Genomic DNA, 13,823 nt, shown 5'->3' with positions numbered 1-13,823 from the left:
CGTAGAGCATCACCGCCAGACGGATGACTTCGGGACTGATCTTGAAATAGCGAAAAGGGCTGGGTTTTGTCATCCGGCGAACCTATGCAGACGCCTGGTCGATCTCAACCAACTTTCGTCTGACAAGACCTTCAGTTGGGATGCAGATTTCTGTCACGCCCGCAATCTATCAATGGTGCAAGCAGGAAGATGCGCCGAACATCATTGGCCAAACCCATCGCATCCCCATATCATGTGTCAGGGATGGCCCCTGCCGCGAGAACAATCTGCAGATGACATCACCGCGCGACCTTTCCGTGGCCTCCTACAATATCCACAAAGGTATTGGCACTGATCGGCGGCGTGATCTGGCGCGAACGGTTGCGGTGATTTCCGAAATCGGGGCCGATATACTGGCCTTGCAAGAGGCGGACACCCGCTTTGGCACGCGCACCGGGCTGCTTGATCTGGAAAGTATCCGGCGCGATCTGGGGCTGATCGCGGTGCCGCTGGACGGTGTCGGTGCCGCGCATGGCTGGCACGGCAACTTGCTGCTGGTCCGCAATGCTTTGGTGCATGAGGTCCACCAGCTGATCCTGCCGGGGTTCGAGCCGCGCGGCGCGCTGGTGACAGACTTGATGATCGACGACCAGCCGTTGCGGGTGGTGAACGCGCATCTGGGGCTGCTGCCCGGCTCGCGCGCGGCACAAGCGCGGGCTCTGGTTGACAAGATTGGCAGCCTTGAGCCGCGGCCAACACTTTTGATGGGGGATCTGAACGAATGGCGCGGCAACAGTGCCTCGCTGAAAACTCTGGCTGAGCAGTTTACCATCGGGCCTGCGCGCCCCAGTTTCCCCTCGCGTTACCCGCTGCTGGCACTCGACCGGATGATGACCTGCATTCAGGGCGAGCTTCTGGATATTGCCACTCATGACAGCGCTCTGGCACGCCGCGCGTCGGACCATCTGCCAATCAAGGCCCGGCTGCGGCTGACCCCTGAAACGGCAAAAGGGCTTTGATGACGCTACTGGCAGTTCAGGTTTTGATGTGGATTGTGGTTGGCGCAGCGGCGACCGGCTTCGCATCTTGGCTGGCGCATCGGTCCTACAGGCGATTCCTGCGAAAGTCGCGCGGGCCTGTATCAAAGTCACTTGGCCGTGGGGACGTTCCTACAAAGCTCGATACTTTAATTGACCCATTGGAGGCGCAGTTCCCATGCCAGTCCGGCCTCGCGACCCTGCTAGACAATGCCGACGCGTTTGCCGCCCGCGCCCTATCGGCGGCACAGGCGGGGCGTAGTCTGGATTTGATGTATTACATCTGGCGCACCGATGTGACCGGCTGGCTGCTGCTTGACGCCCTTGTTGCGGCGGCGGACCGGGGCGTGCGCGTTCGCCTGCTGCTAGACGATGTGAATGTGCAGGGCTTTGATCCGGCGTTTCTGGCACTGACCCAGCACCCGCAGATCGAGGTGCGGCTGTTCAATCCGACGCGCAACCGGGGCCATGTTGTTCGCCGCACCTTCGAGATGCTGCTGGGGCTGGCGCGGTTCAACCGCCGGATGCATGGCAAGCTGTGGATTGCCGACGGGCGGTTGGCGATCATCGGCGGGCGCAATATCGCCGACACCTATTTTGCGACCCTAGACGCCGACACCCGCAACTCGGTTGACGCCGATATGCTGCTGGTTGGGCCCAAGGTGGACGCTGTGGCGGCGCTGTTTGACAGCTATTGGAACCTTGGGCTTTCGATGCCGATCCTCGCGCTATGGCCCGGCTTCAAGCTGAACCGGACCGCCTTTCGCCACCGGCTGGCCCGCCACGTCGGGTCGGCCCCGTCACGCCACTATCTGGCCCGGACGCTGGACAGTCGCACACCAGAGGCAGTTCTGGCCGGGCGGCTGCACTGGACCGACAAGGTGCAACTTCTCGCCGACCCGCCTGACAAGGCTTACGGCAACCACTCTGCCGCCTGGATGTCGACGGCCATCGCCGATATTCTGACAAACGCCCAGTCCGAGGTTCGGCTGATCACCCCCTATTTCGTGCCCGGTCAGGCGGGGATTTCGGGGTTGACCGCGCTTGCGGCGCGGGGCGTCAAGATCAGCCTGCTGACGAACGCGCTGGCGGCGACTGACATGCTGCTGGTTTACGGCGCCTACCGGCGCTACCGAGGCGCGCTGCTGGCGGCGGGAGGGTCTATCCATGAATTCTCGCCTTTGCCGAAGAATGGCCGAAAACGCGATATGTTGCATTCCAAGGTGTTCGTAATCGACGGGCGACAGGCTATCGTCGGCTCGCTCAACTTCGATCTGCGCTCGGCCTTCACCAACACGGAGTTGGGATTGTTGTTCGAACACCCCACTTTGGTGGCAGACATCACAGGCATGATCGACGCACTTAGCGCCCCAGATCAGGCCTATACCGTATCGCGCCCCGATCATGCGCTGCAATGGACAGTAGCGCGACCCGGTCTGCCCAAGTTGATGTATGTGGAACCCGAGGCGAGCAAGCTGCAGCGGGCGATTTCATGGTTGGTCGGGCTCTTGCCGATCCAGGCGTATCTGTGACGTCAGCTCCGTTCAGGCTGACACCGCGAACTCGGTCATCATGCCGGTCGACAGGTGCGGCATGTGGTGGCAATACAGCATCCAGCGCGCTGCCTCGCCCGCATCTACCGCCACGGTAACCGTGGCCATCGAAAGCACCTGCACGGTGTCGCGCTGCGGCGCAGCATCCGCTTGTGGACGATCTTGGGCCGGGATAGCGGCATAAGGCGATTTAGGAGCGGTCATCTTGCATCCTATGGCGAACAACGAAATGTTGTTGCGAAAACACAGGTGAGGGGCGGTGGCCAAGCGTAACGACATATCGGGCTTGCTGGCAATCGTCCAGCGGAAGCAGCGTGTGCCGCCTGAACCCGATAATCATCGAGCACGTTCTTGAGCTACAACTTTCTCGCATTGCTTTAATATGCGCTCGTGCCATTGGGGGAGACGCGTAATTTACGCGAAGATGAGCCGCAGTTTGTTCGGGTAGAGCCACCGGTGTCACAGCCCTGACATCACCGTTGACTGCACAATACTGGGCATATGCGGCCTTGAGCATCGCTACATGCAACGGCAGCCCCGGATGGCTACCAACTCTAGAATTGCTGGCTAGTGCATCGAGGGCAGCTTCATCATCAAAGATCGGGCGGTCTAGTTTGTTCACTTTGAGCGTATCGGTGTCTGTGGTGGGGAGGTCTTAAAGTACCGGGAGGCGCTTGGTTTTGTCATCTGGGCTGCCTGGGCGGCAAGGTCAGATCGCTCAAGAACTCTGTTCTGGCACTGCCCCGCAGACGCGAAACGCGGGAACGAAAGCACGGCTTCGATCAATAAGAAGGGCTCAGCCCACACCTCCTCTTTAGTGGCTGTCCTTTATCCGCGTCAAAACCTCATACAAACCAACGCCCATCGCCCATCGGATCAAGCCGTGCCGGGGATGCTCAAAGGCCAGCCGCTTGGGTCAAGCCATGGCTTGGGATGTTTTTCTCGGAACATCGTAATCCAAGAAGATATTGCTCAATATGCCTTCAATATCGTGCATGTTATCGGCTAGCAGTGCTTTCACTGGCTCCAATCTGTTTGCGCCAACATGGTTTTCCTCCGCAATCAACACTTGGGTATCATGTCTAGAGACTTTAGCGACGGCATGCTCCAATGCACTTACGGCTTGCTGCCCCGAAAGCAGGGGCAACACGTGGTCTTGTTGGTCGGAATGAAGTCGAACAGAGTCAAGCCCGCAAACGATACCGCTCATTGACACTGTGGGGTCGATCCCAAACCGATTTACTCTCAGTTCAGCAAACATGCGGCCGCTGCGAGCAAAAACGACACAGCCAAAAATGCCGTTGCCATAATAGGCAAAGCGATTTCTGGTTACACCAAGCTGCGCCTCGATATGCGCGGCGACTGCTGTAATAACATCACCAATGTCGCGTGGCGCAAACCGGCTGTACAAATCCTCGGCATCTTCGATCCGCAGTGCAAAGGTACTGATAGCATAGACCCCGTTTGGTAAGGCCATCAGCGACATTTCAAGCTGGTCTGGCATAAGGCAATGCGGCACAGATAGGATTTCAAGGACATCGCTAAATGACGAGCGCGAGAAGCTTGAAATCGTGGTTTCCAGTCGATGGACCTTGTCCTGAAGGGCGAGCGTTTTGCCCATCTGTTCATTCAAAATAGCAGCGCTTCGAATACGGGCGCCAAGCTGAATACCCTGCAAAGGCTTGGTAACATAGTCCGTCGCCCCAAGGGTCATTGCGCGATCAATTGAAATCTCGTCGGTTGCTGAGGTCAGCATCAAGATCGGAGTCTGTCCATATCGCGGCATAGCGCGTACCCGCGAACACAGCTCCAGGCCGTCAATGCCAGGCATCAAAATGTCCAGCAAAAAGCACTCAAACAAAGTATCGTCACGTGCAATCAACTCTAGTGCCTCTACAGCGTCTGATGCGAATGTCAGATCTTGATAGCCAGCTTCATCCAGAACCAAACCTAGAATATTTAGAAAGACGGGATCGTCATCAACGGCAAGAATTTTCATATCAGATTGTCCTCAGATCTGCCTGTTCACACCGCCAGAGTTTTAGATTCACAAAGCGAAATCGCTTCTGTAACTTGCCATACGGATCTTCTTCTATCCTAGTCTCGGCATGAAATTGGGCGCTTTTGAGGCAGGCGAGTACTGATATATGGGCGCGCCTTAAGATTGTATGGCAGCATGTCACCGAGGCTGTCATCTAATCGCATGTCATTTTGCAAGGCCTTGTTTGTGCCGAGAAGCATCGTTTGCCGGGAGCAGTGTCATCTTCGCGGTCGGCATGTGCCGCCGCATGGTGGGGCTTCGCGGGCGAACCTTCCAATGTGTGAAGCGCACGCATCGTCCGTTGGGTGATGGTGCAACAGCCTCGGCGGAATGGTTCGGGCCACGTCCCCGGCAGGGACGCCTCGACGCGTCAGGATGCCGACGCGGGTGGGTTCAGATCAGGACATGGCTTCGGCTTCGCGGTTGAAAGACTGGCCAGATTTCAGCATGGCATGCATGATGACCGCGAGCTTGCGCGCCACGGCAATGGCGGCCCGCTTGAAGCCGATCCTTTCGCGCAGCTTCAACCCCAAGGTTCTTAGCGCGCTCTCGGCGCTGGTGCGGGTCAGAACCACCGTGGCCGCCTCGTAGAGCAGGCCCCGCAGATGGGCATCGCCACGCCGAGAGATGTGCCCGTCATAATCGACCTCGCCGGATTGATAGCGCCGTGTGGTCAGGCCGATCCAGGCTCCGACCGACCGGGAGTTCCGGAAGTTAGCCGGGTCTTCGATGGCCGTCGTGAAGGATGTCGCGGTGATCGCTCCGATACCGGGGATCGACATCAGACGCTGGCAGGCCTCGCTGTGCCGGGCGCGGCGCAGCAGCTGGCGGCCGAGTTCGGCGGCGCGGCCCCGGACGGCGGTCCAGGCCTCCAGCAGCGGCAGGAGGACAGGTTCGAGGCTGACCTGTCCCGCAAGGAGCCGACGAACCTCTGCTTCGAACCGGCCTCCCTTGGCACCCGGGACGACCAAACCGAACGTCTTCATCAGGCCCCGGATCTGGTTGGACAGCTCGGTCGAAATCCGGACCAGGCGTCTGCGGGCCGCAACCAGGGTGCGGACCAGCATGCTGTCGTAGCCCTTCACGCGGACCTCGCGGAAAAAGCCGATCTCGGCCAGGTGGGCCAGACCGTCGGCATCGTTGGCATCGGTCTTGTTCGGCGCCATGTCGAGCGCGGCCTTCGCGTGCCGTGCGTCGATGCAGATCGCGGGCAGTCCTTCGGCGCTCAGGGCATGGAAGAACCACACGGACAGCGGGCCGGTCTCGAAGACAACACGTTTTGCCTCTGGCGCGTGTCGCCGAAGGGCCGCAGCAATCGCCGCTGGGTCTGAGGGGCATTTGCCGCGCCAGACCCGCCGGCTGCCGCGGCGCACCGAAATCGCCGTCTCTTTCAGGGATACGTCCAGACCAATATAGTCGCACATGGTTGTTCTCCATTCGATGTCTGGGCCCGGTGTCCATCGTGAACCCGTATCTGCATCCTATCGGGGAACAACCGCCTGCTCAAAACCTGATGGCATGACGGCCTCGGCGACTCGCTCCCGCGATTACCCCATGTGTGGAAACTGCCTTTTGTGGTAGAATTCGGCAGGGCGCAGGAAGAAACTTCGGCAGCAAAGGCAAGGCTCCTGCGGTCCATCCCCGGGATTGGCCCGGTCTCCGCGGCCATGCTGATCGCAGAAATGCCAAAACTCGGCCGGATGACATCGGGCGAGGCCGCATCCATGACCGGCCTTGCACCTGTTCCACACGACAGTGGTGCGATGCAAGGAAGACGAGCACTTGCAGGAGGGCGGCGCTCACCTTGGCATGTCTTGTTCCAGACCGCACTTGCAGCCGTCTGTCACAATCCAGTTCTGAAACCGGCCGCACAGCGCTGCAGCGACCGTCGTCGGTCCGTAGGCCTTCTTCAGGATCATCCCGATGCCGCCGGCAGACGGAAACGCGTTCGACATCTTGATATAGGTTTAGGCGCTGAACGCAGTCACGATGGCGCCCACGACGAAAGAAAGCGGGAAGAGCGGCCCGGCAAGCTCGGCGATCTGCCCGGTCAGCGCGAAGATTCCTGCGCCGATCATCACGCCAATGCCCTTCGCCACCGCGCCCGCTAGGGTGATGCTGTTCATTTCGTAATCGCCCGTCATCAGTTTTCCTTTTCGGGCTTGTATCGCACCACCGCCCAAGAATGCCGCAATACCGGCACAAGCCCAAGGCCGAGCACTAACCATGTCCGGCGGTTGAGGACGCCGCAGCCCCGTTCAGTTTGGAAAGCGCGCAGGCAAAGCGCCGAAACGACGCGCACGTCAGCCCGTCCACGCGGCTGGCCAGTGGCGGCAGCGGGCACTTGGGAGACTACTTTCACACATTGGCATCGTATATGGCCTGCGCGCCGAGGAGATGACGACGGGTCAGCCAGACCACCAGGATCGGAACGACAAGCCATTGCAAAAGCGGACTCAATCCTGTGCCGAAAGGCGGCACAAGCGGCATCAGATCGGAATAAGTCCAGCGCAGGCTGATATTGGTGTAGTAGTACTCAAACCCAACGGTCAGGACGATACCGACGGCCACAAAGATCGCGGCCGGGAAGCGCGCTGGTCGAAGCATCCAGTCCCGTCTGCGGGCCGCCAGAGAGGCAAGCCAGAACGCCGTCAGCGCGAAGCCAACATCGCCAAAGGTTGCCGACATGCAGAGCTTTATCGCCTCCCAATGAGGCATCTCGGCCATGCCGGTATAAGTCGGAACCTGAACGAACTCCCAGACGAAATGCAGAACGAACGAGAAGTAGACGACTGGCAGTTCGGGCGCTCCCCAAACACTATCAGGGCGCACGCGGTCGCCAGAAACGACGTCGCGCGCCATCTTCTTGCTGCGGCGTTCCATCAGATCGCATTGACGGCCTTCGCCAGAAGGTCCCGCACCTCGCCCGCAACGGCCGTCAATTCGGAGTTTTCGATCGCTTGCATCGACGCCACTGGATCAACGGCGCTGACCTCTACACCGCCCTCGACTTCCCGGAGGATGACGTTGCAGGGCAGCATCGCGCCGACCCGTGGCTCGATGCCAATCGCTTGATGCGCCATCTTCGGATTGCAGGCGCCGAGGATGCGATAGGCGGGCATATCCACATCCAGCTTTTTCTTCATCGTCGCCTTGACGTCGATCTCGGTCAGAACACCAAAACCATGTGCGGCCAGTGCGGCACGGGTCCGCGCGTCCACCGCGTCAAAATCCACGCCTGTGATCAGCCGGTTGATCGTATAGTCCATCGGATTTTCCTTCGTCTATTTGCGCAGGTATTTGACCAGCGCCGCAATCGCGAGGCCGACCAACACAAGGATGACAATCATCCAGAGCCAACCAAAGCCCATGCCCAAACCCATACCATACCCGTTCATCATCTTAGCCTCCTGATCTGTGTTGGGATCTCTGCCGCCAACGGGAGATTTGTTCGGTTGGCGGCAGAAAGCCGCGTGTCAGTTGTTGCCCATCATGCCATGGCCCATGCCCTGCATGCCGCCCCGCTGCACGCCCATGTGGCTTTGCATCATCGCGGCCATGGCGGCCATTTCAGCATCGGTCACCTGTCCGTCGCCATCGGCGTCGTGCATCTGGAAGGCACGCACGGTCATTGGGCGCATATGGGCCGCATGCATTACCGCGAATTCCTCCAGCGACAAGGTGCCGTTGCCGTCGGTGTCATAGGTCTTGAGTTCCGCCTGAATTCCGACCGCCATTTCCTCGGGGCTAAGTGTGCCGTCCTTATTGGTGTCGAACGTGGCCATGGCATAGCTATGGCCGCCGCCCATCATGCCCATTCCCCCGCCCATCATGCCGCCATGTTGCATATTGCCATGCTGCATCTGACCCTGTTGGGCCACGACCGGCACGGCGACTGCGGCCACACCAAGGACGGCAACGGTTGCGAGGGCAAATTTTGTCGAACGTTTCATTCTGTTTCTCCTGGATCAGATTGCGATGGGTCCAATCTGGGGGACAGGTGTCCCACAGGTTTGTCAGGGGGCCGCCTGTTTTGTATCAATCTGTCGCAAGAACGGGGGTTGAGAGAGGTTTGCGACAAACTTCTGTCCGCAAGGCCTGCAGGTTCGGCTAGGGTCGCCATCAGGAGACAAGATGATGACCCAACCGCCCCATATCCTGATCGTTGATGACCACCGCGAGATCCGCGATGCACTGGTAAAGTATCTGGAAAAGAACGGCATGCGCGCGACCTCTGCCGCCGATGCGGTTACGATGGATGCAGCGATGAAGGTGGGCCAGTTCGATCTGATCGTGCTGGACGTGATGATGCCAGGCGAAGATGGACTGTCGGTGTGCCGACGCCTGCGCGCGCAAGGCGAGATTCCGATTTTGATGCTGACCGCCCTCGGCGACGAGACCGACCGCATCGTGGGTCTGGAGGTGGGTGCGGATGACTATCTGCCCAAACCCTTCAACCCGCGTGAGTTGCTGGCCCGGATAAAGGCGATCCTGCGCCGGTCCGACCGGGGGGAAGTGGTGGGCGGCAGTCTTGCCGGGCACCGGATGGTCTTTGACCGCTGGGTGCTTGATACCGACCGCCGGACCCTGACCGAAGCGGGCGGAACCGAGGTCGCGTTGACCACCGCCGAGTTCCGCCTGCTGACGGTCTTTCTGGAACGGCCCCGCTTCGTGCTTAGCCGCGAGCAACTGCTTGATCTGACCTCGGGACGCGCCGCACAGGTATTCGACCGCACAATCGACAACCAGATCAGCCGGTTGCGCCGTAAGATCGAGGTCGATCCGGCCAAGCCCACGCTGATCGCCACAGTCTGGGGCGGTGGTTACAGCCTTGCAGCAGATGTTAGGACGTTGCCATGACACTGCGCCCCAACCTTCTGCGCGGGCTGTTCCCGCAATCACTTGGCGGGCAGTTGCTGGTCATGCTGCTTTTGGCACTGGCCATCACACATGGGCTTGGACTTCATTTGTTGACTGACGAGCGGAACCGCGCGGTGCGCGCGGCCCTTGGGCTGGAGGCGGCAGGACGTGCTGCAAATGTGGTTTTGCTTTTGGACAGTGCGCCAGCGGACCTGCGCTCGTCCATCCTGCGGGCAGCAAATTCGCCTTTGGTCAGGTTTGAGATCGGGCCAGAGCCGGAAGCGCTGCATGACAGCGCCGACTCGGACGTGGTTTTGCGCCAGATCCGCCAGATCTTGGGCGACCCGGAACGCGAAGTACGCGCCGATGTTCATGTCCCCTCCCCCGTGTCCCTTCCGATGCCGGACGGTATTCCCGCCAACATGCGCCCGATGCACGATGCAATGACGGCCGGGCGGATCGAGCCCGTTGAACTGACGCTTTCCATCCGGCTGGCGGGGGGCGACTGGCTGAATGTCAGCACGATGTTTCATCGTCCGGGCTTGCAACTGTCGCCACAGGCCTTGTTGCCGCTTGTTTTGATGGCGGTGGCAGTCGCGCTTGTGGCATGGTGGACCGCGCGGCGTGTCGTCGGCCCGATGCGCGCCCTCGCCATCGGTGCTGACCGGTTGGGACGCGGCCTTGAGGCAGACCCGCTACCATTGGCGGGTCCATCGGAAGTGCAGGAAACCACACAGGCCTTCAACCGGATGAAAGACCGGCTGACCCGTTTCGTGAATGAGCGCACGCATATGCTTGCCGCGCTCAGCCACGATCTGCGCTCACCCCTGACTGCCATGCGCCTGCGGATTGAAATGCTGGATGACACCGAAGACAGCTTCCGGCTGAAAGCACTGGTCGGGGAAATGCAGGCCATGGTCGAGGCCACGCTGGAATTTGCACGAGGGGTCGCGAAGGCGGAATCCCCTTCTGACGTCGACCTCGCAGCACTTCTCGCGGATCTGGTGGGCGATGTCGGCGGCGAAAGGGCAACGCTGGTCCCGTCACTACCCCTGCCCGTTACAATCCGTCCCTCGGCGATGAACCGCGCGCTGCGTAACCTGATCGACAATGCGGTGCGCTATGGCGGCGCGGCGCAGGTGGCACTGGCGCAGGAGCCGGGCACGGTGACCATTACCATCGCAGACAAAGGTCCGGGATTGCCGGAGGACCAACTGGAGGCCGTGTTCGAGCCATTCGTCCGCCTTGAAGGATCCCGCAACCGCGATACCGGCGGCGTCGGTCTGGGCCTCGCCATCGCCCGGACAATCATTCATGCGCATGGTGGGACCATTATACTGCGCAACCACCTCCAAGGGGGACTCGAGGCTCTTGTGACCCTGCCAACGGAAACTGCTTGATCGGTCATCTATTCGGCCTATCCATAATATGAAAATGGCCAGGTCGACCAAAGCTTCAGTTTCAACAAGGCCGGATACATCAACCGCCAGCGACAGAACTACCCATGGGACGGCGTCACGCGGCTGGATAGCTCGTGAACATTGAAGTGCTGCGATCTTTCCCGATCAGGATCACGTCATAGGCCTCGCGCTCGGTTTCCAGACCCCTACCCGGCGAGCCGTAGGGCATGCCTGGGACCGCGAGGCCGATAACAACGGGCCGCTCCAAAAGCAGCCGGCGGATATCGACGGCGGGCAAATAGCCTTCCAGCACATAGCCTGCAGCGGTCGAGGTGTGGCACTATGCAAGATCCCCCGAAATATGGTCTTTGATGCGGCGGTCGAAGTTACCATCGCCAGCGACATGCCTGCAGCGACCAAGCTGCTCAGCCCGCGCAATTACATGAACAAGGGAGCGGACTAAGTTACCCCCCGGAAGTCGGACTGAACCGCCCCGGGTTTACCGGAGGGTGATTTGTTCATTTTTCAGGCGACCATATCGAGTGTGTTCAGATTTTGATAGAACGCCTCCTCTGCTTCTGCTGGCGGGACGTAGCTGATTGGGCCGAGCAGCCGGCGGTTGTTATACCAGTCGACCCATTTCAGCGTCTCCCATTCGACTTCGCGTATCGATTTCCATGGGCCGATCTGGTTGATGACCTCGGTTTTGAAAAGCCCGATGACACATTCAGCGAGAGCATTGTCATAAGAGTCGCCGACCGTTCCGACGGACGGGTCTATGCCGACTTCGATGAGCCGTTCGGTGTATTTGATCGACAGATATTGTGATCCGCGATCCGAGTGATGGATTAAATCCTTGTTATCAGGCGTTTTTCTTTGCCAGATCGCTTGCTCCAAGGCGTCGAGGACGAACTGGGTCGCCATGGATGTCGAGACCCGCCAGCCGACGATGCGGCGTGCAAAGACATCAATGACGAAGGCCACATACACCGTTCCCGACCAGGTTTGCACATAGGTGAAATCGGACACCCAGAGTTGATTGGGCCGATCCGCTTTGAACACGCGGTTCACTTTGTCGTCGGGGCACGGCTGCGCGCTGTCCGGATTGGTTGTGACAACCTTTTTGCCCCGGAGCACGCCCTTCAGGCCCAAACGGCGCATCAACCGTTCCACAGTGCATCGTGCAACCTCCTGATTGTCTCTGAGCAAGACATGCCAGATCTTCCGCGCGCCGTAGAGCTTGCGGTTGTTCTTCCAGGCAGCATCGATCTTGACGCAGAGATCAGCGTCAGCCTTCGCCCGCACTGACGCCCGATCAGGATCACGCGCGATGGCGCGCCGCTCATAATAGGTGGATGGGGCGATCTGTAACATCTTACACATCGGCTCGACCCCATACACCCCACGGTGTTCCTCAATAAAAGCAATCACTTGCGAAACGGGCGGTCGAGCTCCCGCTGCCCGGCAGCGGTTTGACTTCAAACCGCGAGAGGGGCCATCGCAAAATACGCCGAGGCCTTCTTCAGGATCTCATTAGCCTGCCGAAGCTCGCGTACTTCACGCTGGCCTGCTGCCGGTTTCGTGGACACGAAGATAAGATCGTGACCAAGGAATCGGAGATCGGACATGGTAAGACGGAAGTTCACGAAGGAGTTCAAGTTTGAGGCTGTGAAGCTGGTGACAGAGCGGGGCGTTGCGGTGGCACAGGCAGCCCGGGATCTCGATCTGGCCGAGAGCGTGCTGCGACGTTGGGTGCGGGAGGCCGCAGTGGCCCCGATCACGGCGTTCCCCGGCAATGGCCAGCAGCGAGCCGAGCAGGCAGAGATCGCAGCCCTGAAGAAAGAGGTCGCCAAGCTCAAGGCGGAGCGTGACATCCTAAAAAAAGCCGCGGCATTCTTTGCGAGGGAAGCGACATGAGGTTCGCCTTCATCGCGAAACACCGCCATATCTGGCCGGTCACTTGGATGTGCGAGGTTCTGGAGGTCTTACGCTCGGGTTTCCATGCATGGCTGAACCGCCCTCTCAGCGACCGGGCGACCCTTGATGCGAAGCTCGTTGTGGCAATCGACAATAGCTTCAAGGCCAGTGATCGAACCTATGGCGCCCGCCGTGTCTGGCATGACGTCATTGAAGAGGGGTTTATCTGCGGCCTTCATCGGATCGAGCGGTTGATGCGCCAGAACGCGTTGAAAGCACGCCCAAAACGGCGCGGAAAGCCCCAAGACGATGGCGAACGGTCGGTGATCGCAGATAACATCCTCGACCGGGACTTCGAAGCGGATCGCCCGAACCAGAAGTGGCTGGCCGACTTTACCTACATCTGGACCGCCCAGGGCTGGCTGTATGTGGCGGTCGTGCTGGACCTGTTCTCTCGCCGTGTGGTCGGCTGGTCGATGAAGGCCGAGAGGGATGCCACTCTGGTCATGGATGCCCTGATGATGGCCGTCTGGCGCCGCGGCAAGGCCGATGCGCTTCTCCACCATTCGGACCAGGGGTCGCAATACACCAGCGAGCAGTTCCAGCGCCTGCTGGCTGACAACGGGATCACCTGCTCGATGAGCCGGGCCGGCAACGCATGGGACAACTCGGCAATGGAAAGCTTCTTTTCCTCGCTGAAAATCGAACGGACCAACCGCAAGGTCTATCGCACCCGCGACGAAGCCCGCGCCGACGTGTTCGACTACATCGAGCGCTTCTACAACCCGCGCAGACGGCATTCGAAACTGGGCTACATCAGCCCCATGGAGTTCGAGGCCCGCGCTATACTAGCTTAACCTGCTGTCCACGAAACCGGCAACAGGCCACGCTCAAGTTCCTTGATCCGGGCCTTCTCGGCACTGGTCGGTCCCGGCCGCTCGCCGCCATCACGTTGGGCCTGACGAACCCAATCGCGAAGACTGTCTGGCGAACAGCCCAATTTGCTGGCGATCGCAGCATGCGCTGCTGCGTCGCT

Annotated in this window: 12 protein-coding genes, 5 pseudogenes and 1 other annotated feature; of the genes and pseudogenes, 6 read left to right on the top strand and 11 right to left on the bottom strand. The window is 59.8% G+C overall.

Going from position 1 to position 13,823, the window contains the following annotated elements; translation table 11 throughout:
* Positions 1-73, bottom strand: a pseudogene (locus Q8K08_RS11740) (IS6 family transposase); the annotation flags it as partial.
* A gap of 199 nt (positions 74-272) precedes the next feature.
* Between Q8K08_RS11740 and Q8K08_RS11735 the strand changes: the two are divergent.
* Both Q8K08_RS11735 and Q8K08_RS11730 read left to right on the top strand, forming a co-directional pair.
* Complete coding sequence (locus tag Q8K08_RS11735; protein ID WP_304802472.1) at positions 273-998, top strand: endonuclease/exonuclease/phosphatase family protein; 726 nt, start codon at positions 273-275, stop codon at positions 996-998.
* Positions 998-2,548 (top strand): phospholipase D family protein, encoded by a 1,551-nt coding sequence (locus tag Q8K08_RS11730; RefSeq protein ID WP_305250174.1) that lies wholly within the window; start codon positions 998-1,000, stop codon positions 2,546-2,548. The genes Q8K08_RS11735 and Q8K08_RS11730 overlap by 1 nt, the downstream gene beginning before the upstream one ends.
* Positions 2,549-2,560: 12 nt before the next feature.
* Here Q8K08_RS11730 and Q8K08_RS11725 read toward each other — a convergent pair whose 3' ends face one another.
* The 3 genes from Q8K08_RS11725 to Q8K08_RS11715 all read right to left on the bottom strand — a co-directional run bounded on the left by Q8K08_RS11725 (position 2,561) and on the right by Q8K08_RS11715 (position 6,034).
* Complete coding sequence (locus Q8K08_RS11725) at positions 2,561-2,848, bottom strand: multicopper oxidase domain-containing protein (protein ID WP_370654164.1); 288 nt, start codon at positions 2,846-2,848, stop codon at positions 2,561-2,563.
* A 637-nt stretch (positions 2,849-3,485) separates the two neighbouring features.
* Complete coding sequence (locus Q8K08_RS11720) at positions 3,486-4,568, bottom strand: PleD family two-component system response regulator (RefSeq protein WP_304802466.1); 1,083 nt, start codon at positions 4,566-4,568, stop codon at positions 3,486-3,488.
* A 440-nt stretch (positions 4,569-5,008) separates the two neighbouring features.
* Positions 5,009-6,034, bottom strand: coding sequence for an IS110 family transposase (locus Q8K08_RS11715; RefSeq protein ID WP_305250173.1), 1,026 nt, complete (start codon positions 6,032-6,034; stop codon positions 5,009-5,011).
* Positions 6,035-6,166: 132 nt separating this feature from the next.
* Between Q8K08_RS11715 and Q8K08_RS21990 the strand changes: the two are divergent.
* Positions 6,167-6,460, top strand: a pseudogene (locus tag Q8K08_RS21990) (transposase); the annotation flags it as partial.
* A 27-nt stretch (positions 6,461-6,487) separates the two neighbouring features.
* On the opposite strand, the pseudogene Q8K08_RS11710 reads toward Q8K08_RS21990, so the two are convergent.
* From Q8K08_RS11710 to Q8K08_RS11695, 4 genes and pseudogenes are all read right to left on the bottom strand, one after another.
* Positions 6,488-6,754 (bottom strand): annotated as a pseudogene (locus Q8K08_RS11710) (amino acid permease); the annotation flags it as partial.
* A 214-nt stretch (positions 6,755-6,968) separates the two neighbouring features.
* Positions 6,969-7,493 (bottom strand): hypothetical protein, encoded by a 525-nt coding sequence (locus Q8K08_RS11705; RefSeq protein WP_305250171.1) that lies wholly within the window; start codon positions 7,491-7,493, stop codon positions 6,969-6,971.
* Positions 7,493-7,879 (bottom strand): DUF302 domain-containing protein, encoded by a 387-nt coding sequence (locus tag Q8K08_RS11700; protein ID WP_305250170.1) that lies wholly within the window; start codon positions 7,877-7,879, stop codon positions 7,493-7,495. Before Q8K08_RS11700 ends, Q8K08_RS11705 begins: the two co-directional genes overlap by 1 nt.
* Positions 7,880-8,086: 207 nt before the next feature.
* Entirely contained in the window at positions 8,087-8,563 is a 477-nt protein-coding gene (locus Q8K08_RS11695; RefSeq protein WP_305250169.1) for an EF-hand domain-containing protein, read from the bottom strand.
* A 184-nt stretch (positions 8,564-8,747) separates the two neighbouring features.
* On the opposite strand from Q8K08_RS11695, the gene Q8K08_RS11690 reads away from it, so the two are divergent.
* Positions 8,748-9,470, top strand: coding sequence for a response regulator (locus Q8K08_RS11690; RefSeq protein ID WP_304802593.1), 723 nt, complete (start codon positions 8,748-8,750; stop codon positions 9,468-9,470).
* Positions 9,467-10,870: an ATP-binding protein gene (locus tag Q8K08_RS11685; protein WP_305250168.1), complete on the top strand. Its 1,404-nt coding sequence runs from the start codon at positions 9,467-9,469 to the stop codon at positions 10,868-10,870. The genes Q8K08_RS11690 and Q8K08_RS11685 overlap by 4 nt, the downstream gene beginning before the upstream one ends.
* Positions 10,871-10,985: 115 nt before the next feature.
* On the opposite strand, the pseudogene Q8K08_RS11680 reads toward Q8K08_RS11685, so the two are convergent.
* Positions 10,986-11,210: pseudogene (locus Q8K08_RS11680) on the bottom strand (DUF411 domain-containing protein); the annotation flags it as partial.
* A 185-nt stretch (positions 11,211-11,395) separates the two neighbouring features.
* A pseudogene (locus Q8K08_RS11675) lies at positions 11,396-12,435 on the bottom strand (IS3 family transposase); the annotation flags it as partial.
* Positions 12,227-12,382, bottom strand: a sequence feature (AL1L pseudoknot). (Overlaps the previous pseudogene by 156 nt.)
* A gap of 61 nt (positions 12,436-12,496) precedes the next feature.
* Between Q8K08_RS11675 and Q8K08_RS11670 the strand changes: the two are divergent.
* A protein-coding gene (locus Q8K08_RS11670; protein WP_305250167.1) for an IS3 family transposase occupies positions 12,497-13,644 on the top strand; the annotation gives its coding sequence in 2 pieces (ribosomal slippage) (positions 12,497-12,755 and positions 12,755-13,644; 1,149 coding nt in all).
* Here the strand turns inward: Q8K08_RS11670 and Q8K08_RS11665 are convergent.
* The coding region (locus Q8K08_RS11665) for a transposase (protein WP_370870546.1) at positions 13,641-13,823 on the bottom strand (183 nt) is incomplete at its 5' end. The genes Q8K08_RS11670 and Q8K08_RS11665 overlap by 4 nt on opposite strands.

Origin of the sequence: Pseudotabrizicola sp., assembly GCF_030684215.1 — a bacterium.
Lineage (GTDB): Bacteria > Pseudomonadota > Alphaproteobacteria > Rhodobacterales > Rhodobacteraceae > Pseudotabrizicola.
This window is presented reverse-complemented; position numbering and strand designations above follow the sequence as displayed.

Coding starts and splice junctions, on each gene's coding strand:
- Q8K08_RS11735 (WP_304802472.1), top strand. CDS start 273: ATGACATCACCGCGCGACCTTTCCGTGGCCTCCTACAATATCCACAAA.
- Q8K08_RS11730 (WP_305250174.1), top strand. CDS start 998: ATGACGCTACTGGCAGTTCAGGTTTTGATGTGGATTGTGGTTGGCGCA.
- Q8K08_RS11725 (WP_370654164.1), bottom strand. CDS start 2,848: ATGTCGTTACGCTTGGCCACCGCCCCTCACCTGTGTTTTCGCAACAAC.
- Q8K08_RS11720 (WP_304802466.1), bottom strand. CDS start 4,568: ATGAAAATTCTTGCCGTTGATGACGATCCCGTCTTTCTAAATATTCTA.
- Q8K08_RS11715 (WP_305250173.1), bottom strand. CDS start 6,034: ATGTGCGACTATATTGGTCTGGACGTATCCCTGAAAGAGACGGCGATT.
- Q8K08_RS11705 (WP_305250171.1), bottom strand. CDS start 7,493: ATGGAACGCCGCAGCAAGAAGATGGCGCGCGACGTCGTTTCTGGCGAC.
- Q8K08_RS11700 (WP_305250170.1), bottom strand. CDS start 7,879: ATGGACTATACGATCAACCGGCTGATCACAGGCGTGGATTTTGACGCG.
- Q8K08_RS11695 (WP_305250169.1), bottom strand. CDS start 8,563: ATGAAACGTTCGACAAAATTTGCCCTCGCAACCGTTGCCGTCCTTGGT.
- Q8K08_RS11690 (WP_304802593.1), top strand. CDS start 8,748: ATGACCCAACCGCCCCATATCCTGATCGTTGATGACCACCGCGAGATC.
- Q8K08_RS11685 (WP_305250168.1), top strand. CDS start 9,467: ATGACACTGCGCCCCAACCTTCTGCGCGGGCTGTTCCCGCAATCACTT.